General features: G+C 58.8%; 19 protein-coding genes. 14 read left to right on the top strand and 5 right to left on the bottom strand.

The annotated features are described in order from the left end of the window. Window positions 1-305: 305 nt before the first annotated feature. From PMI21_RS08445 to PMI21_RS08455, 3 genes are all read right to left on the bottom strand, one after another. A complete protein-coding gene (locus tag PMI21_RS08445; protein ID WP_007940104.1) occupies window positions 306-521 on the bottom strand; it encodes a DUF4287 domain-containing protein in 216 nt (71 codons plus the stop codon). A 174-nt stretch (window positions 522-695) separates the two neighbouring features. Continuing rightward, complete coding sequence (locus tag PMI21_RS08450) at window positions 696-1,598, bottom strand: tetratricopeptide repeat protein (RefSeq protein ID WP_007940102.1); 903 nt, start codon at window positions 1,596-1,598, stop codon at window positions 696-698. An 82-nt stretch (window positions 1,599-1,680) separates the two neighbouring features. Beyond that, complete coding sequence (locus PMI21_RS08455) at window positions 1,681-2,565, bottom strand: LysR family transcriptional regulator (RefSeq protein ID WP_007940101.1); 885 nt, start codon at window positions 2,563-2,565, stop codon at window positions 1,681-1,683. Window positions 2,566-2,698: 133 nt separating this feature from the next. On the opposite strand from PMI21_RS08455, the gene PMI21_RS08460 reads away from it, so the two are divergent. After that, window positions 2,699-4,345, top strand: a complete 1,647-nt coding sequence (locus tag PMI21_RS08460; protein WP_007940100.1) for a GMC family oxidoreductase — start codon at window positions 2,699-2,701, stop codon at window positions 4,343-4,345. Window positions 4,346-4,550: 205 nt separating this feature from the next. Continuing rightward, on the top strand, window positions 4,551-6,173 hold the full coding sequence (locus PMI21_RS08465; RefSeq protein WP_007940099.1) for an MFS transporter: 1,623 nt from the start codon (window positions 4,551-4,553) through the stop codon (window positions 6,171-6,173). A 64-nt stretch (window positions 6,174-6,237) separates the two neighbouring features. On the opposite strand, the gene PMI21_RS08470 is transcribed toward PMI21_RS08465, so the two are convergent. Next, window positions 6,238-6,600 carry a DUF427 domain-containing protein gene (locus PMI21_RS08470; RefSeq protein ID WP_007940098.1) on the bottom strand — a complete coding sequence of 121 codons (363 nt, stop codon included), beginning with the start codon at window positions 6,598-6,600 and terminating at the stop codon, window positions 6,238-6,240. Between the two features lie 230 nt (window positions 6,601-6,830). On the opposite strand from PMI21_RS08470, the gene PMI21_RS08475 reads away from it, so the two are divergent. From PMI21_RS08475 to PMI21_RS08525, 11 genes are all read left to right on the top strand, one after another. Beyond that, entirely contained in the window at window positions 6,831-8,780 is a 1,950-nt protein-coding gene (locus PMI21_RS08475) for a DNA topoisomerase III (RefSeq protein ID WP_033064134.1), read from the top strand. A 76-nt stretch (window positions 8,781-8,856) separates the two neighbouring features. Beyond that, window positions 8,857-9,348: a GNAT family N-acetyltransferase gene (locus PMI21_RS08480; protein WP_007940095.1), complete on the top strand. Its 492-nt coding sequence runs from the start codon at window positions 8,857-8,859 to the stop codon at window positions 9,346-9,348. Between the two features lie 257 nt (window positions 9,349-9,605). Beyond that, window positions 9,606-10,460: a MurR/RpiR family transcriptional regulator gene (locus PMI21_RS08485; RefSeq protein ID WP_007940094.1), complete on the top strand. Its 855-nt coding sequence runs from the start codon at window positions 9,606-9,608 to the stop codon at window positions 10,458-10,460. Window positions 10,461-10,497: 37 nt separating this feature from the next. Then, on the top strand, window positions 10,498-11,037 hold the full coding sequence (ddpX, locus tag PMI21_RS08490; RefSeq protein ID WP_007940093.1) for a D-alanyl-D-alanine dipeptidase: 540 nt from the start codon (window positions 10,498-10,500) through the stop codon (window positions 11,035-11,037). A gap of 199 nt (window positions 11,038-11,236) precedes the next feature. After that, window positions 11,237-12,817, top strand: coding sequence for an ABC transporter substrate-binding protein (locus tag PMI21_RS08495; protein ID WP_007940092.1), 1,581 nt, complete (start codon window positions 11,237-11,239; stop codon window positions 12,815-12,817). A 75-nt stretch (window positions 12,818-12,892) separates the two neighbouring features. Next, window positions 12,893-13,909, top strand: a complete 1,017-nt coding sequence (locus tag PMI21_RS08500; protein ID WP_007940091.1) for an ABC transporter permease — start codon at window positions 12,893-12,895, stop codon at window positions 13,907-13,909. 1 nt (window position 13,910) lies between these two features. Then, window positions 13,911-14,792 carry a D,D-dipeptide ABC transporter permease gene (gene ddpC, locus PMI21_RS08505; RefSeq protein WP_007940090.1) on the top strand — a complete coding sequence of 294 codons (882 nt, stop codon included), beginning with the start codon at window positions 13,911-13,913 and terminating at the stop codon, window positions 14,790-14,792. A gap of 2 nt (window positions 14,793-14,794) precedes the next feature. Continuing rightward, window positions 14,795-15,784 (top strand): ABC transporter ATP-binding protein, encoded by a 990-nt coding sequence (locus PMI21_RS08510; protein ID WP_007940089.1) that lies wholly within the window; start codon window positions 14,795-14,797, stop codon window positions 15,782-15,784. Next, window positions 15,784-16,755: an oligopeptide/dipeptide ABC transporter ATP-binding protein gene (locus PMI21_RS08515; RefSeq protein WP_007940088.1), complete on the top strand. Its 972-nt coding sequence runs from the start codon at window positions 15,784-15,786 to the stop codon at window positions 16,753-16,755. The genes PMI21_RS08510 and PMI21_RS08515 overlap by 1 nt, the downstream gene beginning before the upstream one ends. Window positions 16,756-17,351: 596 nt before the next feature. After that, a complete protein-coding gene (locus PMI21_RS08520; RefSeq protein WP_007940082.1) occupies window positions 17,352-17,681 on the top strand; it encodes a hypothetical protein in 330 nt (109 codons plus the stop codon). Window positions 17,682-17,833: 152 nt separating this feature from the next. Next, window positions 17,834-18,136 carry a hypothetical protein gene (locus PMI21_RS08525; protein ID WP_007940081.1) on the top strand — a complete coding sequence of 101 codons (303 nt, stop codon included), beginning with the start codon at window positions 17,834-17,836 and terminating at the stop codon, window positions 18,134-18,136. A gap of 1 nt (window position 18,137) precedes the next feature. Here the strand turns inward: PMI21_RS08525 and cynR are convergent, their stop codons facing one another. Further along, entirely contained in the window at window positions 18,138-19,019 is an 882-nt protein-coding gene (gene cynR / locus PMI21_RS08530) for a transcriptional regulator CynR (RefSeq protein ID WP_007940080.1), read from the bottom strand. A 118-nt stretch (window positions 19,020-19,137) separates the two neighbouring features. Between cynR and cynS the strand changes: the two genes are divergently transcribed. Then, window positions 19,138-19,605: a cyanase gene (gene cynS, locus PMI21_RS08535; protein WP_007940079.1), complete on the top strand. Its 468-nt coding sequence runs from the start codon at window positions 19,138-19,140 to the stop codon at window positions 19,603-19,605. Window positions 19,606-19,691 lie beyond the last annotated feature (86 nt).

Here is a 19,691-nt window from a genome sequence, read left to right as displayed (position 1 = left end):
AGGCATGGGAATGCCTGACTGACGAGCTTGTACACCTTACTTATAACCCCGGGCGACTAAACCCGATCACTGATGGGCAGTGACGGGAATCAAGTTACCGAGCGGGTCCAAGGCGCACAAGCCGGCGGATTCTGTCTTACGTGTAGGGGGTGGCGCAAGGCGTCGTAGCCTTTGGATGGTAACGGCAAGCTTCATTTAAACGATCGCGATTTTTCTTGTTTAAATGGGCTGTGAGCGAGCCGTTGATGGGTTGGGCCAGGAATTGCAATCTGTGCCCTTCCCGCCCTACCCGAAAGCCTACTAACTCACTTTTTAGCGCTCGCCAGATAATGCGCAACCAACGCATTGGCATGCCCGTGCCCCATACCGTGCTCAGCCTTCAGCCACGCCACCATTTCCATATGCTTCTTGCCGCTCACTGCTCCCAGCAGATCCAGCCAGTGGTCGATTGGCTGGCCGTATTTTTTCTCGATTGATGGGAAATACGACGCCGGGCCTTTTGTTTTTGTATCGTCGGTCATGCTGCAAGCCCCCTTTATCACGACGGAGTGTCGGATAACGCTCCTTGTCGTCATGCCATAGATTGGACGCCAAGCGCTATCCCGGCAACTACCCTGCTCCGTCCTCACGCAACCCGACTTGTCGAATCGTCGCCCCGCTGCTCCCACAGGGGCTTGGGGTTCAGGTTCTTGGAGTCAGTCTTTTTTGCTCGCAAGCGTTTCTTTCGCGTCCGACCTGACGAAGGCGATTGCCTTAAAGGTCTTCTGGCCCGGGGGCATTATTGGATCGGCGGGGAATCGGTAGTCGCTAAAGCCCTGCAGCACCTTTTGGTCGATTGCGCTATCGCCGGAACTTTCCAGCAGCGAGATCACTGGCACCAACGATCCGGGGGTGTATTCCAGCTGTACCCGAACAAGTTTGCTGGCAGGAACCGACATGTTCTCCTTCGCCAGAGTCTTCTTGATGGCCTCGATCTTTTTTCTGACGCCGTACTCCACGCTGTTGACAAAGATTTTGTTGTAGTGCTGTTGCTGTTGAATCGTCAGGGTCAGGCCTTTGGTGCGCATCCGCTCCATGCCTTGCCATGAAGCGTCGCCGACGAGCCCGGCGGCGTTCAGGTAAAGCTCCAGCGCACCTTGGAAGTCCTGTGGGCCACCTTTGCCGTTCTCCATGTACTCGGCCAGCTTGGCCTCGTTACGGGCATTTCCGGGTTTGGTGACCGCACGCTGATAAAACTGCCTGGCCTCAACCAGGTTGGGCGGCCCGCCGACACCTTGTTCCGCCATGCGCGCGAGACTGGCATAGGCCGCTGGCTCCATGTCGGCCACGGACTGATAAAGGGCCTTGGCCTTCGGTATGTCCTGAGCGACACCATGGCCACGCTCGTACATTTTGCCCAGGATCATCGTGCACCCTTTGTCGCCGCGCTCGCTGAGATAGCTAATGTAGTCGACCTGCTGTCGGCTGATGGATTGCTGATCAAAGTAAGCAACGCAACGGAGGATGGGATATTGATCGGCCGTATTGTTGAACGGGATGATGGGTTGGCATCCTGCAATAAGAGCAGTGAGCGACAGTAAAGCAACAGCTTTGTTCATGGATTGAATCCGTTGAAATCGTCCTGACTTCATCGGCCGTCATGAAGAAAAAATGAGTGTGGCGAGGGCTTGGGTGGTCGAGCTATCCCAATAACAACCCCTGCTCGCGCTCACACAACTCCACCACGTAATCCCACAGCACCCGCAACCGCACCGACTTGTGCAGCTCGCGCCGGGTACTGATCCAATAACTGCGCTGGATGCTTTCGTCCGGCAGCAACGGCACCAGTTCAGGGTCGGCGCTGGCCATGTAGCACGGCAGCACGGCGATGCCCAGGCCCGAGCGTGCGGCCTGTTGCTGGGCGATGACGCTGGTGCTGTGAAACACAACCTGGGGGTTGCGGCAGAAGCTGTTGAGGAACATCAGTTCCTGGCTGAACAGCAAGTCGTCGACGTAGCCGATCCACGCATGGCGGCCGAGGTCTTCGCGGCTGCGCAATGGTGGCGAGCGGTCCAGATAGGCCTGGCTGGCGTAGAGCGCCAGTCTATAGTCGGTGAGTTTGCGGGTGACCAGCATGTCGGCGGCCGGGCGTTCGAGGTGAATGCTGATCTCCGCTTCACGGTTGAGGATGCTGACGAAGCGCGGCACCGCCACCAGTTCCACTTCCAGCCCCGGATAGCGTTCGAACAACCCGTTCATGCGGCTGGCGAGGAACATGATGCCCAGCCCCTCCGTCACCCCGACGCGGATTTTGCCCAGCGGCGCGGATGATTGGGTGATTTCTTCCTGAGCCAGCAGCGCGACGTTTTCCATGGCTTCGGCGTGTTTGAGCAGCGCTTCGCCAGCCGGGGTCAATTCATAGCCCTGGGCATGCTGGACGAACAGTGCGGTGCCGAGGCTTTTTTCGATGGCTTCGATGTGCCGGGCCACGGTGGCGTGGGTGGTGTTCAAACGGCGAGCGGCGGTCAGCAAACGGCCGCTGCGCTGCAATTCGAGAAAAAACCGCAGGTCATTCCAGTCGAACATGAACCATCCTTGACGTTATGCCGTTAACGACGCTGTTTAAAAACGCACAGCAGCTGCGCAAAAACTAACATTCTTTTAACGAAAGCTAACAACTAGGATGACCGACAACAAGAACAACAATACGAGGTCAGGGATGCAGACTTCCCTTGATGAATACGACTACATCGTGGTCGGCGCCGGGCCGGCCGGGTGTTTGCTGGCCAATCGACTGTCGGCCAACCCGCAACACCGCGTGCTGCTGCTCGAAGCCGGCGGCCGCGACAACTACCCATGGATTCACATCCCGGTGGGTTACCTGTTCTGCATCGGCAATCCGCGCACCGACTGGTGCTTCAAGACCGAAGCGCAACCGGGCCTGCAAGGCCGCGCCCTGAGTTACCCGCGGGGCAAGGTGCTCGGCGGCTGTTCCTCGATCAACGGCATGATCTACATGCGCGGCCAGGCTGGCGACTACGACGGATGGGCGGCTGAGGGCAATCCCGGCTGGAACTGGAATGACGTGCTGCCGCTGTTCAAACAAAGCGAAAACCATTTTGCCGGCGACTCGGAATTTCACGGCGCCGCCGGCGAATGGCGGATCGAGCGTCAGCGCCTGTCGTGGCCGATCCTTGATGCCTTTCGTACCGCTGCCGAACAAAGCGGCATCACCAGCATCGATGACTTCAACCAGGGCGACAACGAAGGCTGCGGCTACTTCCAGGTCAACCAGAAAGCCGGGGTACGTTGGAACGCGGCCAAGGCGTTTCTCAAACCGGTCCGCCACCGCGCCAATCTCACGGTGCTGACCGATGTTGAAGTCGACCGCGTGCTGCTGGAAAACGGCCGTGCCTCGGCGGTCAGCGCTCGCTGGCAAGGTCAGGCGAAAACCTTCAAGGCGCGCAAGGAAATTATCCTGTGTGCCGGCTCCGTCGGCTCACCGGGGATCCTGCAGCGTTCCGGCATCGGCCCTCGCCCGCTGCTGCAAAAACTCGGCATCGGCGTGGCCCATGAACTGCCCGGCGTGGGCGGCAACCTGCAGGATCACCTGCAACTGCGGCTGATCTACAAACTGGAAAACGCCCGCACCCTGAACCAGATCGCCGGCACGCTGTGGGGCAAGATGGGCATGGGCCTGCGTTATCTGTATGACCGCAGCGGCCCATTGTCGATGGCGCCAAGCCAACTCGGCGCCTTCGCCCGTTCGGGGCCGGAGCAGACCTCGGCGAACCTCGAATACCACGTGCAACCCCTGTCGCTGGAGCGTTTCGGCGAACCGCTGCACGCCTTCCCCGCCTTCACCGCATCGGTCTGCGATCTGCGCCCGCAAAGCCGTGGCCGCATAGACATTCGCTCCGCCGACCCACGGGAAGCGCCGCTGATTCAGCCCAATTATCTGAGCCATCCCGAAGACTTGCGGGTGGCAGCCGACGCGATCCGCCTGACTCGCCGCATCGTTTGCGCACCGGCCCTGCAAGCGTTCAAACCGGTGGAATACCTGCCCGGCGACAGCTTGCAGAGCGAAGAACAATTGCACGAAGCCGCCGCCCGGATCGGCACCACCATTTTCCACCCGGTGGGCACCTGCCGGATGGGCAACGACGCGGACGCCGTAGTCGACGCCGAACTGCGCGTGCACGGCATCCCCGGCCTGCGCATCGCCGACGCCTCGATCATGCCGCGCATCACCTCGGGCAACACCTGCTCGCCGACGCTGATGATCGCCGAGAAAGCCGCGCAATTGATCCTCAACCCCAACACAAGGAGCGTGCCCCCCGAAAAACAACAGGTCACACCGGCCTGAAGCAACACGCAATCCCTGTAGGAGCTGCCGAAGGCTGCGATCTTTTGGCGTCCTTCTAAGGCGCTGAAAGATCAAGATCAAAAGATCGCAGGCTTCGCCAGCTCCTACAGAAACGAGTACATCCGATACATCGACAGCGGCGCCCGCCCACAAGGCTGGCGCCGACAGTGGAACAACAAAAACAATCACTGTGAGGGATACCGATATGTCAGAACATGTTCAGCCCCTGGAAGCCGTGCGCAGCGTCGGCACCAGTCAGGAAACCCAGAAAGTCATTTTCGCCTCGTCCCTGGGGACGGTGTTCGAGTGGTACGACTTTTTCCTCTACGGCGCCCTCGCGGCGGTCATCAGCAAACAGTTCTTCGCCGGGGTCAACGACACTACGGCGTTCATCTTCGCGCTGATGGCCTTCGCCGCCGGCTTCATCGTGCGCCCGTTCGGTGCGTTGGTGTTCGGACGGTTGGGGGACATGATCGGGCGTAAATACACGTTCCTCGCGACCATCGTCCTCATGGGCCTGGCGACTTTCTGCGTCGGTTTGCTGCCGACCTACGCGAGCATTGGCATCGCCGCGCCGATCATCCTCGTGGTGCTGCGCATGCTCCAGGGCCTGGCGCTGGGCGGTGAGTATGGCGGTGCTGCCACTTACGTCGCCGAACACGCACCAATCGGCAAACGCGGCTTCCACACCAGCTGGATTCAGTCCACCGCCACCCTCGGCTTGCTCCTGTCGCTGCTGGTGGTGCTCGGTTGCCGCTACTTCACCGGCGACCAGTTCGAAGTATGGGGCTGGCGCATTCCGTTTCTGTTTTCGATCGTGCTGTTGGGCATTTCCACCTGGATTCGCCTGAGCCTGCACGAGTCGCCTGCGTTCGTGAAAATGAAAGAGGAAGGCAAACTCTGCAAGTCGCCGCTGCGCGACTCCTTCGGCAAATGGGAAAACCTCAAAGTGGTGCTGATCGCCCTGTTCAGCATCAACGCCGGGCAAGCGGTGACCTTCTACGCGGCGCAGTTCTATGTGCTGTTCTTCCTCACGCAGTTCCTGAAGATGGACCCGGCCCTGGCCAACAGTCTGCTGATTGTCAGCGTGATCATCGGCGCACCGTTCTTCATCTTTTTTGGCTGGCTGTCGGACAAGGTCGGACGCAAACCGGTGCTGATGATCGGCCTGCTGCTGGCCACCGCGCTGTACTTTCCGATCTTCAAAACCCTGGCCCACTACGCCAACCCGGCCATCGACCAGGCCAGCCGCCAGGCACCGATCACCGTGCTGGCCGACCCGGCTACCTGCACCTTCCAGTTCGACCCGGTGGGCAAGGCGAAATTTGATAGCCCGTGCGACAAGGTCAAAACCTTCCTGGTCAAACAGGGCCTGCCCTACAACAGCGAAGCCGCCCCGGCCGGCAGCGGCGTGCAGGTAAGCGTCGGTGACGTGAAGCTCGACGGCTTTGACGAAGCAGCCCTGCGCGGCGCAGTCACCCTGGCCGGGTATCCGTCAAAAGCCGACACCCAACTGATCAATAAACCGATGATCGTGGCGTTGATCGTCGCGCTGATCATCATCTCCGCCATGTGCTACGGCCCGCTGGCGGCGCTGATGGTCGAACTGTTCCCGACCCGTATTCGCTACACCTCGATGTCCCTGCCCTACCACATCGGCAACGGTTGGTTCGGCGGTTTCCTGCCGACGGTGTCGTTTGCCCTGGTGGTGTACACCGGGGATATTTTCTACGGGCTGTGGTACCCGGTGGTGATTACCGGGGTGAGTCTGGTGGTGGGGATGATATGTTTGCGGGAGACGAAAAACGTGGATCTGGATAAAAACTGAGCGCTAACGGGAGGTTAGTTTGTGGCGAGGGAGCAAGCGCCCTCGCCACAATGTTTTCTGCACATCAGCTCTTGAGCACCTCAAACGTCACTTCCTCAGGATAGAACGCCACATACCCGCCAATCTGCGCAACCGACACCTTGGGGTGCTCATAGCTCCATACCGCATTGGCACTTTCATGCCCGGGGATCTGCAGGCTGTAATAGCTGGCGTCGCCCTTGTACGGGCAGTAGCTGGTGTGGTCGGTGCGGGCGAAATACTGTTCGGCGATGTCCTCCCGCGGGATGTAGTACACCGGAGGATAATTGGTTTCATGCATGACCAGCGCGCGAGTGGACGACGCCACTTGAATGCCATGGAACTTCACCACCACACAGCCGGGTTGGGGCTTGATGGTGATGGGTTTACCGGGACCAGGGGCTTTCATGGATAGTTTCCTCTGCTGCTGTTGCGCTGTATCCGTGACCCATCAGGTATACCCCATGTTTTAGCCTCGCGAGCACTTCGCAGCCGAACGGAGCGAGCTTCAGTCGCTGGATTGACCGCTGTCATCAACGGCAACAGCTTAAGCTGTACATCCATACAGATAAAGATTGCTCCATCGCTCATCAACCGCCATTCTGTGCACCTCTCGAACACTGATCGACGATGGTGGTTATGCGGCTGTACCTCTGTGAAAAACCTTCCCAGGCCAAAGACATCGCGGCCGTGCTCGGTGCCCGGCGCCGGGGCGACGGCTGCTGGCTGGGAACGGACGTCACGGTGACCTGGTGCATCGGCCACCTGCTGGAAACCGCGCCGCCAGATGCCTACGACGCGCGTTACAAGCGTTGGGTACTGGCGGATCTGCCGATCATTCCCGAAAAATGGAAAATGACCGTCAAGCCGCGCACAGCCAGCCAGTACAAGGCAGTCAAACGCCTGCTCGGCGAGGCTAGTGAACTGGTGATTGCCACCGATGCCGACCGTGAGGGCGAGATGATCGCCCGGGAACTGGTGGAGCATTGCCGTTATCGCGGACCGATCCGGCGGCTGTGGTTGTCGGCACTGGACGATGCGTCGATCCGCAAGGCACTCGCGGCGCTCAAGCCGGGGGCCGAGACGTTCAGCCTCTATCATTCGGCGCTGGGTCGTTCCCGGGCCGATTGGTTGATCGGGATGAACATGAGTCGGTTGTTCACCCTGCTGGGGCGTCAGTCCGGCTATCAGGGTGTGTTGCCGGTCGGTCGGGTGCAGACGCCGACTTTGCGGCTGGTGGTGGATCGCGACCGCAGCATTGCCGATTTCGTCCCGGTGGCCTACTGGGCCATCGACGTGCAACTGCTGCACGATGGCACGGCATTCATGGCCCAATGGCGTGCGGCATCAGACGCCTGCGACGATCAGGATCGCTGCCTGAACCAGGCGCTGGCCCAGCAGGCGGCTGCAGCCATTGGCAACGCGGCGAGCGCTCGGGTGATCAAACTGCGCACCGAACGCATGCGCGAAGTCGCGCCGTTGCCGTTCGACCTGGGCACCTTGCAGGAGGTCTGCTCGAAAAAACTCGGGCTCGGCGCTCAGGAAACCCTCGACATCGCCCAGGCCCTGTATGAAACCCACAAAGTCATCACCTACCCGCGCAGCGACTGCGGCTACCTGCCCCTGAGCCAGCACAGCGAAGCGCCGGGTATCCTTGCCGCGCTCAGGCAAGCCGACCCGGCGCTGAACGCCTTGCACGATTATCTGGAGCCGCAACGCCGCTCGCGGGCCTGGAACGATGCGAAGGTCAGCGCTCACCACGGCATCATTCCGACCGCCGCGGCGAAGAATCTTGACCGGCTGGCGGGCAAGCAACGGGCGGTCTACACCCTGATTCGTGCGCGTTATCTGGCGCAGTTCTTGCCCAACCATGAATACGACCGGACCCAAGCCGACTTCGACTGCGCCGGTGAAGCCTTGCGCGCCGTGGGCAAGCAGATTGTCGAGCCCGGCTGGAAACGCGCCCTGCCCGAGGCCCTCGCGCCTGCCAAGGGCCGCGAAGCACCGGCACCGCAAACACTGCCGATACTGGCCGAAGGGCGTGACTGCGCGGTGGCCGACGTGAAGCTCAAGGACCTCTGGACCCAGCCGCCCAAGCCGTTCACCGAAGGCGATCTGATCAAGGCGATGAAGAACGTTGCCAAACTGGTGGAAGATCCGCTGCTCAAGCAAAAGCTCAAGGACACCACCGGGATTGGCACCGAGGCGACACGCGCCTCGATCATCCAGGGTCTGCTGGATCGCGGTTATCTGATCAAGAACGGCAAGGCCCTGGCCGCGACGCCGGCGGCTTTCAGCCTGATCGATGCCGTGCCGCGCGCGATTGCCGATCCCGGCACCACGGCGATCTGGGAACAGGCGCTGGACATGGTGCAGAGTGGTGAAATGAGCCTGGAGGAATTCGTTACCAAACAGGCCGCGTGGATGAGCAAGCAAGTGGCACGTTGCGCCGGCCTGAACCTGACCATCAGCGGGCCAGCAAACCCGGCCGGGCGTGGCGCCACGCCATGGAAAAACAAACGCAAACCCGCCAAACGCAAGCCTTCGACTGGCACCAAGCGCGCGGCGAAACCGGCGGGCAAGGTTTGAGGGCAGTTCGAGCGAAACGAAATGGTCTAGTGTTCTTCAAAATCAGTTAAGACGCGGAACCTATAGGAGCCAGCCCTTGATAGAACTGCACGCGGCCCAGCGCGACGAACTGGAGACCATTGAAAACCTGATGCAGTTCTACATGTACGATTTCAGCGAATGGCTGCCGCTGAAGCTCGGGGAGCATGGTTTCTTCAACATCCAGCCCAAACTGGACTATTGGCGCAACCCGGCAACCCGGCCGTTTCTGATCAAGGTCGACGGCGAGCTGGCGGGGTTCGTGACCGTGGATGACGAAACCCATATCGTCGGCGCCGAGTACAACATCGGCTACTTTTTTGTCAGTCGACGCTTTCGTAGCCAAGGTGTCGCGAAGTTTGTCGTCTCTGCCCTCTTGAGCCGTTTCCCCGGTCAATGGCAGATATTCCACATCGATGCCAACGAGCCTGCGCGGCTGTTCTGGGCCAGGGTGATACCCGATCTCACGGGTGCAGTGTTCACCGTGCATCAGTTGCCAGTAGATGGTTATCCGTGCACTTTTTACCGCTTTGAAAGCTCGCCTGCGTAATTGCGTGGACTTGACCCGTGTCTGGAGCTCCGGCTAAACGCCCACTAATCGCAAGAAGCCCCCGCCCGACCTGGCTCAGGTCGCTGAGTCGCCCTTTGACGTGAGCCTGAACAGCGCAGATCCACTTGCCTGATAGCGCCTTCGGACGCCTGCTGAAAAAAGGCATTGTGCAGTCTCAAAAACAAATGTTATGTTCATAACACGAACAAATTAAATGATATTTAACTAACAAATCGCATTCGGGGGCTCTGACATCTATGGAAAAGAACAGCTTCCTGCAGTTGCTGGAGCAAGAGTTCTCCAACCTGACCCCTACCGGTAAACGCATCGCCAGCTATCTGTTGGGTAACCCAGAACAGCTTCCGTTCGAGTCGGCCGATAGCATCGCGCAGCAGACCTCCACCACCGGGATTTCTGTGGGGCGTTTTTTTCGATCCCTTGGTTACCAGAACATCGATGAGGTTAAACAGAGTCTGCGCGGTGAAACGCCGGCGTCGTGGCTGATCACTGACCGCATCGGCGCCTTTCGTGCCGAAAGCAATCAGGATGACGCTCTCGATCGTTCCATGAGCCGCGAAATCGAAGCCATCCGGCACGTGTACGGTCTAGCGCGCAGTAATGCCTTTGCCGATATCGTGCAGCGCATCTACGAAGCCGATGCAGTATTCATTCTCGGAATTCAGTCTACTCGCGGGATTCTCACAGCGTTTCATAGCCACCTTGAATACATTCGGCCCAAGGTCTACTACGTCGATGGCCTGTCAGGAATCTACGCAGAAACCCTGAACTCCGGCTTCGCCAATCCCTATGCAATCATTTCGGATTTCCGTGCCTATTCCAGCGTGACCCAGACTTTCTGCGACGCGGCGGTAGACAACGACCTACCACTGGCCCTGATCACCGACCTGCAATGCCCCTGGGCCAGAGATTACCCGCTTGACCTCTTGCAACTGAAAACCGATGTCGGGCAGTTCTGGGACTCCCCTGCACCGTTGGCCTGTCTGTTAAACCTCATTGTGTCGGCCGTCGCGGAGAAATACGGCGATCGTCTCGATGAACGCTTGGCCAAGAACCGTCAATTGCAAAAAGCCTTCGGTCAGTTCGAAGGCTGATCCCATCGCCCCACTGAATTCCAACTGGAGTGTTTGCGTGAACAACAGCCCCCTTGTAGAGATTGATGCCCAGCGCTATCAGGTGCAAATCGACCTGATCTACGCCAGTGCAGACAATCTGGCTGGAAAAGTGATCTATCCGAATGCTCGTTGCAGGTTGCACCGTCAGGCTGCGACCTGTCTGGAAAAAGCTAGCCAGCTCGCGCGTCAGGCCGGGTTTATTCTGCGCATCTACGACGCCTACCGGCCTCCTTACGCCCAGTACCTATTGTGGGAAGCGCTGCCAAACAACGACTACGTGCGTGACCCACACTTGGGCTCCCACCATAGCCGTGGCGTGGCGGTGGATCTGACCTTAGTGGGTTCTGATGGCGAGCCACTGGATATGGGCACCGCATTCGACGCGATGGAAGAAAAATCCCATCAGTTCTACCCCGACTTGCCAGTCGACGTGCAACGCAATCGTCTGCTGTTGCTGGGGATCATGCTTGATGCTGGTTTCCAGGCAATTCCCACCGAGTGGTGGCATTACGAACTACCGAATGCCGACGATTACCCATTGCTGGGGGACGAGTAAGCCACGGCTTTTACAAACCAATCGAACCGCACCAAAGAAACCAAAGAGTTTTCGAAAACAACACCGCGCAGCCCACGCTCAGTGCGGCTGATAACAACAACAAATCAGCGTTACTTACGTATCACCTGCAACTGCCCGGTTATAGCTTTTATAAAAACCCTGACGTACTTCCATATATCGAATGATCAAGGAAACCGGCATGAACCCAATGAACACCGTGACCAGCAAAACCTTTCCCGGCGCCGGCAAACTGCTGCTGACCGTTTTGTGCAGTGCATTGAGCCTCGGTGCCTGGCAGGCCGCGACGGCGGCTGTACCACAAGACACACTGGTCATCGGCAAACCCGCCGATCCGCAGACCCTCGACCCAGCCGTGACCTTTGATAACAACGACTGGACCATCACCTACCCGTCGTATCAACGCTTGGTCGGCTACAAGGTCGAGGATGGCAAAAGCAGCACCGAAGTTCAGGGCGACCTGGCCGAGAGCTGGACCGTTTCCCCGGACAATCTGGTCTGGGAATTCAAAATCAAACCGGGCAACAAATTCGATGACGGCGCCCCGGTAGATGCCGCCGCTGTAAAGTTTTCCTTTGATCGCTTGATGACCCTTAAGCAAGGGCCTTCCGGTGCATTTCCGGAGGACATGGTGGTGGCGGTCGTCGACCCGCAGACCATCCGTTTCACCCTGAAAACGCCTTTCGCGCCATTCCTGTTTACCCTGGCCCACAACGGTGCTTCGATCATCAACCCTGATGTGGTCAACAAGAGTTCGGACGTAAACGCCTGGCTGTCGAGCCACACCGCGGGCTCCGGTCCCTTCCGCTTGAGCAACTGGCAAAAAGGCCAGTCGTTGACCATGGAGCCAAACACCTATTTCGCCGGCCCTAAACCTGCGCTGAAAACCGTGGTCATCAAGATCATCGGTGAACCCTCCGTGCGCCGCCTGCAGCTGGAACGCGGTGACCTGGACATCATCGAAGACATGCCCGAAGACCAGCTTGGCGCTCTCGCCAGCAAGTCGGGTGTCGTGGTTAAGGATTTCCCGTCGTTGCGGGTGACCTACCTATACCTGAACAACAAAAAGGGGCCGCTGACCAACGCCGATGCACGTCGTGCGATTACCGAAGCCGTGGATTACAACGGCATAGTCAAAGGCATTCTCAAGGACAAGGCCAAGCTCATGAACGGACCGATCCCGGACGGCATGTGGGCTTATGACAGCTCGCTGCCGCCGATGAAGCAGGACATGACAGCCGCCAAGGACAGCCTCGCCAAAGCACCGCAGAAAATCACCAACCTCAGCTACATGTATTCGGACAAGGATCCTAACTGGGAACCGATCGGCCTTACTCTGCAAGCAGCATTGGCGCCACTAGGCATCAACCTCAAGCTGGAAAAACTCGCCAACGCGACATTGCGTGAGCGTGTCGGCCAGGCGGACTACGACATCGCTGTGGGGGGCTGGAGCCCGGACTTCGCGGACCCGTACATGTTCATGAACTTTTGGTTCGACTCCAAGATGCAAGGCCTGCAAGGCAACCGCTCGTTCTACAGCAACCCGGAAGTCGACAAACTGATCCGCGAAGCAGCCTCTACCAGCGACACCGCCAAGCGCGTCGAACTGTACCAGACCGCGCAGAAAGTGGTGCTCAAGGATAGCGTTTACACCTACCTCTATCAGAAGAGCTACACCCTGCCGATGCGTGATTCGGTCAAGGGTTACGCGTTCAACCCCATGCTCGAACAGGTGTTCAACCTGGGCAGTATGAGCAAGTAAACCCGCTCCCTCGCGCTAGCCGTTCGAGGCTGGCGCGGCTTCTGACTCTCGTCGCTCGTGTTACTGAGGTGCCAAATGGCCTTCCTGACTTTGTTGCGCAAGCGTTTGCTCGGCCTGTTGTTGGTCGTGTTCGGTGTTTCGCTGATTACATTTTCAATTTCGCACTTGATTCCGGGTGACCCTGCCCGACTGATCGCTGGCGACCGTGCCAGTGATGCCTTGGTGGCCGGTATCCGTCATCAGTTGGGATTGGATCTGCCGCTGTATCAACAATACGGTCGTTACCTGATGGACCTGCTGCACGGAGACCTGGGAACCTCGATACGCACAAGCCGCCCCGTTCTGGAAGACTTGCAAGCGTTCTTCCCGGCGACGCTGGAGCTGGCGCTGGTAGCGCTGGTGCTGGCGGTCCTGGTCGGCGTGCCGCTTGGCGTGCTGTCAGCTGTTTATCACAACCGGGTCATTGACCAGATCGCCCGCACCCTTGCGGTCACCGGAATTTCCACGCCGGCCTTTTGGCTCGGTCTTGGTGCAATCGTTCTGTTCTACGGCCACCTTGGCTGGCTTCCCGATGGTGGCCGGTTGTCCGAAGGGCTTGCGTCGCCACCGACAATCACCGGCTTTTATCTGATCGACTCGCTGTTCCTCGGTGATGGCCGACTGTTTCTCGATGCAGTGGAGCACCTGATTCTTCCAGCTGCAACGCTGGGGTTCGTGACCTTGGGTGTCGTCGCACGACAGATTCGTTCAGCCATGCTTGATCAACTGGGTGAAGACTATATCCGTACCGCACGCGCCTACGGCCTGTCCCGATGGACTGTGATCCTGCGCCACGCACTCCCTAACGCTCTCATCCCTTCGGTGACCGTCCTCGGGCTGACCTTGGGTGATTTGCTGTATGGCGCGGTACTGACCGAAACAGTATTTGCCTGGCCTGGCATGGGTGCCTATGTCGTCAAGTCGATTCAGTCGCTGGACTTCCCTGCGGTGATGGGCTTCGCAATTCTGGTTTCGTTCATCTACGTGCTGTTGAACATGGCCATCGATCTTTTGTACCGCGTGATCGACCCACGCATCGGCGAGGTGAATTGAAATGTCCATAACCCTGACGGCAGTGCGCCGCCCGCGCCGGGGCGAAAAACTCGCCTACCTGGCCTACCAGATCCGCCGAAGCCCGCTGACCATGGCGGGCCTGGCGATCACCTTTATCGTCTTGCTGTGCATGATCTTCGCCCCTTGGCTCGCCAGCCACGATCCCAACGCACTGAACCTCGCCGAACGCCTGGCGCCGCCGTCCAGCGTCCATTGGTTCGGCACCGACGAAGTCGGCCGCGACCTGTTCAGCCGCGTGTTGTTCGGTAGCCAACAGTCGGTGGGTGTCGGCCTGTTCGTGGCTTTTGCATCCTGTTTTATTGGCGGGTTGCTGGGATGTTTTTCGGGGGTGATCGGTGGTCGTTTCGACGCGTTAATCATGCGTCTGATGGACATCATGCTGTCGGTGCCGTCGCTGGTACTGATTATGGCCCTGGCGGCTGCGTTGGGCGCGAGCCTGTTCAACGCCATGCTGGCGATTACCCTCGTGCGAATTCCCTCCTATGTGCGGCTGGCCCGTGGCCAGGCCTTGAGCATCCGACAGATGGGTTACGTCAAGGCCGCCCAGACCTTCGGGGCTGGACGTTGGCACGTGGTGCACTGGCACGTGGCACGCAACGCGATGCCTCCATTGCTGGTGCAACTGAGCCTGGATATCGGCAGTGCGATCCTCATGGCCTCGGCCCTGGGATTTATCGGCCTGGGAGCACAACAACCCACGGCCGAGTGGGGCGCGATGGTCGCTACCGGGCGTAACTACATCCTGGATAACTGGTGGTACTCGACCTTTCCGGGTCTGGCGATTCTGATCACAGCCACCGGCTTCAACCTGCTGGGCGATGGCGTGCGCGATCTGCTCGATCCACGGCAACAGGGGAAATGACCATGCACACTTCAAGTCCAGTATTGGCCATCGACAACCTGAGCCTGGAATTCCCGGCTTACAAAAACAACGTCAAAGCCCTGAACGGCGTGTCGTTGCACGTCAATCCCGGCGAAATCGTCGGCGTGGTGGGCGAGTCGGGGTCGGGCAAGTCGGTCACGGCGATGCTCAGCATGCGATTGCTGCCAGAGCGCAGTTATCGGATCACCGCCGGCAGCTTGAGCATGCTCGGCCGCGACATGCTGGCGGCTCCTGAAAAGGAGCTACTGCAGATTCGTGGACGCGACGCCGCGATGATTTTCCAGGAGCCGATGACTGCCCTGAACCCGACCCGGCGCATCGGTCGGCAAATGCTCGACGTGATCATCCATCACCAGAAAATCAGCGCCGCCGAAGCCCGTCTCAAGGCGATTGCACTGTTGCGCGACATGCACATCGCCAGCCCGGAACAAGTACTGGAGAGCTATCCTTTCGAACTGTCCGGAGGCATGCGTCAACGGGTGATGATCGCGCTGGCGTTCTCCTGTGAACCGCAGCTGCTAATCGCCGACGAACCGACCACCGCCCTCGACGTTACCGTGCAACGCCAGGTGTTGTTGCTGCTGCGAGAAAAAGCCCGGCAACGCGGCACCGCCATTCTACTTATCACTCATGACATGGCATTGGTTTCGCAGTTCTGCGACCGGGTGTACGTGATGTATACCGGTGCTGTGGTTGAAGAAGGCTGCACCGTCGAAGTGATGGGCAATCCGCAACATCCCTATACGCAAGGGTTACTCAGTGGCCTTCCAGAAATGGTCGAGCCGGGTCAGTTGCTGCTGACCATCCCCGGTCAAGTGCCAAACCTGGCCTCTTTGCCTGTGGGCTGCACCTTTCAGGAGCGTTGCCCCTACGTCATGCCGGTTTGTGCCAAACGCCCGAACCTCAATACCATCAACGGCAATGACCAACGTAAAAGCGCGTGCTGGCTACCGGTCAAGGAGCTTTCGTGATGAACAATGCAGTCATTCATGCCGTTACCAAAATGGCACCCGCGATTCTCCAACTTAACGATGTTCGCGTCCGTTTCCCCGTCAGTAATGACTGGCTTGGTCGACCGCGGGGATATGCCCACGCCCTGAACGGCATTGACCTTCAGGTACGGGCGGGCGAAACCCTGGGTATTGTGGGCGAGTCAGGCTGTGGTAAAAGCACATTGGCGCAGCTATTGATGGGCTTGGTGCCACCCAGCACTGGTGAACTGAGCTGGGCCAGTCGCAGCGCTGGCGAAGGCAGCAGCAACGTTCAAATTGTTTTTCAGGATCCACAGTCTTCGCTTGATCCACGCCTGCCTATCTGGAAAATCATCACCGAGCCGTTATACGCCCGAGGCCATGCCCCCCGTGCGCAGATGCGCGATGTCGCGGCCACGGTCGCGGCCCAAGTCGGTATCCGTGCGGAATACCTGGACCGCTTTCCTCATCAGTTTTCCGGTGGTCAGCGTCAACGGATTGCCATCGCCAGAGCACTTTCATCAGACCCGGATATTATTGTCCTGGACGAGCCAACATCGGCATTGGACATCTCGGTCCAGGCACAGATTCTTAACCTTCTGGCGGAACTACAACGCGCTCGTAAACTGACTTATATCCTGATTTCCCACAACGTATCAGTCGTACGTCATATGGCAGACCGGGTAGCGGTGATGTACCTGGGGCAGATCGTTGAACTTGGCAGCGCAGCCCAGGTTCTCGATCAGCCACGCCATCCCTATACCCGCTTGTTGCTCGAAGCGGTACCGCGACTAGGCGTACCACTGCATGCCGAACAGGTTGCGGCGCCCACAGAACTGCCGGGGAACCGTCGGCTACCGAGTGGCTGCTTCTTCCGCGAACGTTGCAGCCTGTGCACCGTTGGCTGCGAAAAGCCCCAGGCCTTGCTGGGAGATGAGCAGCAGCGTGTGCGGTGTCATTTACAAAGCTGATCATTGCCAGCGGGCGATAGTGTCGCGTCTCAAAGACAGGCTGGGGTTGAGGAGCATCTCCTACCCCAGCCCCTCCAGGCGCTAGCCCCGCTGATTTTCTAATTCCAAAACCACTTTGTCCGACAATATGTAGTGAACAAAAATAATCACTACAAAACCGTTGACGCCTCCGATTTGCCCTTGCATGATGCAGACGTCTCCCCGATCGGGAGTACAGGCAACACGTTTGAGCAAGTTCGTCTGACCGCCGAGCTGTTTTTCCCGGATACACGCTGCCCACAAGGCAGATTGAAGAAGCTGACCTGGCCTGAACGTCCAGTACAAGGGCGAGAAGCGCTGGCGATCAATCCTCATGAAGCTTGTGGCCGACCCTGAAAACGTCGGCAGTGGCCTCCAGGTTTTCGCTGCTTCTCTTCGTTGTGACGCTATTGCGTAGCAGTTATTCAACACGACTACATGCAACAGATGCGCGACCCCGTCGTATTGACGGTCGACCGCTGACGTCCTGGTTTCGGTGCCAGGGATCAACTAACCGATGGGCTACCTGTATTAGCGAATCAACTTTGAAAGATCACCAAATGGTCAAGGGGCTTACAATGAATCTGAACAATCAACCTACTATCGATGAACTGGCTCGCTTGTTCGCTGCGCAAAAAGACAGCCACGACAGCCACATTCTGTGGATCAGCAAATCGGGCCAGGTCCATATCGACTGCCTGTCGCCCCATGCCCACGAAGACGAGTTCGACAAGAACAACCAGAACCTGCTGGCCCGCCTGAAGATGTACCGTCGCGGCCAGGGTTATGTCGGCAAGAAAGCCGCGGCCGACAAGGACTACATCGGCAATGTGCTGCAAACGCTGAAACAGGCGTGGGCCTCGCTGCAGAACCAGAACGAAGTTCGGGTGATTGATCGGTTGTACTGATCTCTCCCAAATACAAGAAGGCCCCGCTCGTTTTATCGAGCGGGGCCTTTTTTTGATTGTCGCGCCTGCACCACTAACTTCGCACCGGGTCAAAAGAACAGGGCTATGGTTAACACAGCGCTGGACATCGGTTTATCCGCTGGAGGTCTGCGATGAAAACAACCCTGACATTCATGCTATTGGCATTGGCGAGTGCAGCCCATGCGAACAGTCTCCCCGGCGTTCCCGCCTTCGATGTGGACTGCCCCGGAAAAATCATGGTCCACGCCGACCAGGATGGTCCGGTGATGATCAACAGCAAAGAAGCCCAGACCAAAATGATCAACGATCGCCTTTTCGAGGCCAAGGGGCCGGACGTGACGATCTCGATCAGCATCGCGGATGACGACACGGTAGCCGTGAGCTATACCAGCAAGAAGGGCGGCAATGGCATCTGCCAGTCGGTGGATGATTGATTCACACGCTGCTGCCGGCCATCACCAGGTTCGCGAACGCCACCGACGCGGCACTGTGATAGTTGTTCTTCCTGCGCAGCAATGCCGCGTCGCGCCGGGGTGCTTCGCCCTGTAATTCAATCCGGCGCAATGCCCGTTCCGCAGTGGCGATGGGCTCCGGGAGAATGGTGGCCATCGGTGTGTGGCGAATGACTTCCAGCAACGTACTCACCGAGTTCACCTCGATCGCCACCTTGGGCGTGATGCTCTGTTGCCGAAAATACTCGTCGATCGAGGATCGGGTGATGAAGTCCGGCGTCAGCAACGCGAACTCCAGTTGCGCCATCTCCTTGGGTGATAGCGGGTTCTGCCGTTCGTACAACGGATGATGCTGCCCGACCATCACGCCCAGGGTCTCGACAAACGCCGGCACACACTCGATATCCGGGCTCCTCACCGGTGTAAAGGCAATGGCAATGTCCAGCGAGTCATCGAGCAACCCCGCCTCGATGTCATCCATCGATAACTCGAAAATCTGCAGATGGATCTTCGGAAACTTCGCCACGTAATCGCGCACCAGCGGCCCCACCAGATACGCCATGAACGTTGGCGTCATGGCCAGTCGCAAGGTGCCGCGAGACAAGTCCTTCACGTCATGCAGCGCGCGCTTGCCCGCTTCCAGTTCCACCAGCACCCGCCGGGCGCATTCGATGTAGGCCTGCCCCGCATCGGTCGCTCTGACCGTGCGCGAGGTGCGGTCGAACAGGCTGACGCCCAGGGTGTCCTCCAGTTGCCGGATCTGCTGGGACAGCGTCGGTTGGGAGACGTGCAACGCCTCGGCGGCGCGGGTGAAGCCGCCGTGATCGGCGACCGCCAGCAGGTAGCGCAAATGTCGAAGCAGCATGGGGCATATCATCTATAGGCAGGGCTTATGCAAAGCATTGTATATCGATCTTGGACACTATGAATCAATCATCCGAAGATGGCTCCACTTTCCAGCCACAACCGATAGGAGTCACACCATGCAACAGTCCCACGCTTACCAGGACCCAAGCCTGGCCTTGACCACTTCGATCCTCGATGCCAAGGCGCGCAAGAATCTGTCCTGGCAGGATCTGACCGACGGCACCGGCCTGGGTCTGGCCTACGTCACCGCCGCCCTGCTCGGCCAACATCCACTGCCGGAAGCCGCCGCCAAAGTGATCGGCAAAAAACTCGAGCTGGACGCCGACACCGTGGCCCGCCTGCAAATCATCCCGCTGCGCGGCAGCCTGTCGGGTGTCCCGACCGACCCGACCATCTACCGCTTCTACGAAATGATCCAGATCTACGGCACCACGCTCAAAGCCCTGGTTCACGAGCAATTCGGCGACGGCATCATCAGCGCGATCAACTTCAAGCTGGACCTGAAAAAGGTTGAAGACCCGGAAGGCGGTTCCCGCGCCGTGATTACCCTGGACGGCAAGTTCCTGCCGCTGCGTCCGTTCTAAGTAACTGGCCACCTTTAGCAAGCGATACCCCGTAGCAGCTGCCGAGCCTGCGAGGCTGCGTTCGGCTGCGAAGCAGTCGTGAAATC

The organism is Pseudomonas sp. GM18 (assembly GCF_000282195.1).
GTDB lineage: Bacteria > Pseudomonadota > Gammaproteobacteria > Pseudomonadales > Pseudomonadaceae > Aquipseudomonas.
The sequence above is the reverse complement of the archived record's forward strand: the minus strand, read 5'-3'. Positions and strand labels throughout refer to the sequence as shown.

Coding starts and splice junctions, on each gene's coding strand:
- PMI21_RS08445 (WP_007940104.1), bottom strand. CDS start 521: ATGACCGACGATACAAAAACAAAAGGCCCGGCGTCGTATTTCCCATCA.
- PMI21_RS08450 (WP_007940102.1), bottom strand. CDS start 1,598: ATGAACAAAGCTGTTGCTTTACTGTCGCTCACTGCTCTTATTGCAGGA.
- PMI21_RS08455 (WP_007940101.1), bottom strand. CDS start 2,565: ATGTTCGACTGGAATGACCTGCGGTTTTTTCTCGAATTGCAGCGCAGC.
- PMI21_RS08460 (WP_007940100.1), top strand. CDS start 2,699: ATGCAGACTTCCCTTGATGAATACGACTACATCGTGGTCGGCGCCGGG.
- PMI21_RS08465 (WP_007940099.1), top strand. CDS start 4,551: ATGTCAGAACATGTTCAGCCCCTGGAAGCCGTGCGCAGCGTCGGCACC.
- PMI21_RS08470 (WP_007940098.1), bottom strand. CDS start 6,600: ATGAAAGCCCCTGGTCCCGGTAAACCCATCACCATCAAGCCCCAACCC.
- PMI21_RS08475 (WP_033064134.1), top strand. CDS start 6,831: ATGCGGCTGTACCTCTGTGAAAAACCTTCCCAGGCCAAAGACATCGCG.
- PMI21_RS08485 (WP_007940094.1), top strand. CDS start 9,606: ATGGAAAAGAACAGCTTCCTGCAGTTGCTGGAGCAAGAGTTCTCCAAC.
- PMI21_RS08495 (WP_007940092.1), top strand. CDS start 11,237: ATGAACCCAATGAACACCGTGACCAGCAAAACCTTTCCCGGCGCCGGC.
- PMI21_RS08500 (WP_007940091.1), top strand. CDS start 12,893: ATGGCCTTCCTGACTTTGTTGCGCAAGCGTTTGCTCGGCCTGTTGTTG.
- ddpC (WP_007940090.1), top strand. CDS start 13,911: ATGTCCATAACCCTGACGGCAGTGCGCCGCCCGCGCCGGGGCGAAAAA.
- PMI21_RS08510 (WP_007940089.1), top strand. CDS start 14,795: ATGCACACTTCAAGTCCAGTATTGGCCATCGACAACCTGAGCCTGGAA.
- PMI21_RS08515 (WP_007940088.1), top strand. CDS start 15,784: ATGAACAATGCAGTCATTCATGCCGTTACCAAAATGGCACCCGCGATT.
- PMI21_RS08520 (WP_007940082.1), top strand. CDS start 17,352: ATGAATCTGAACAATCAACCTACTATCGATGAACTGGCTCGCTTGTTC.
- PMI21_RS08525 (WP_007940081.1), top strand. CDS start 17,834: ATGAAAACAACCCTGACATTCATGCTATTGGCATTGGCGAGTGCAGCC.
- cynR (WP_007940080.1), bottom strand. CDS start 19,019: ATGCTGCTTCGACATTTGCGCTACCTGCTGGCGGTCGCCGATCACGGC.
- cynS (WP_007940079.1), top strand. CDS start 19,138: ATGCAACAGTCCCACGCTTACCAGGACCCAAGCCTGGCCTTGACCACT.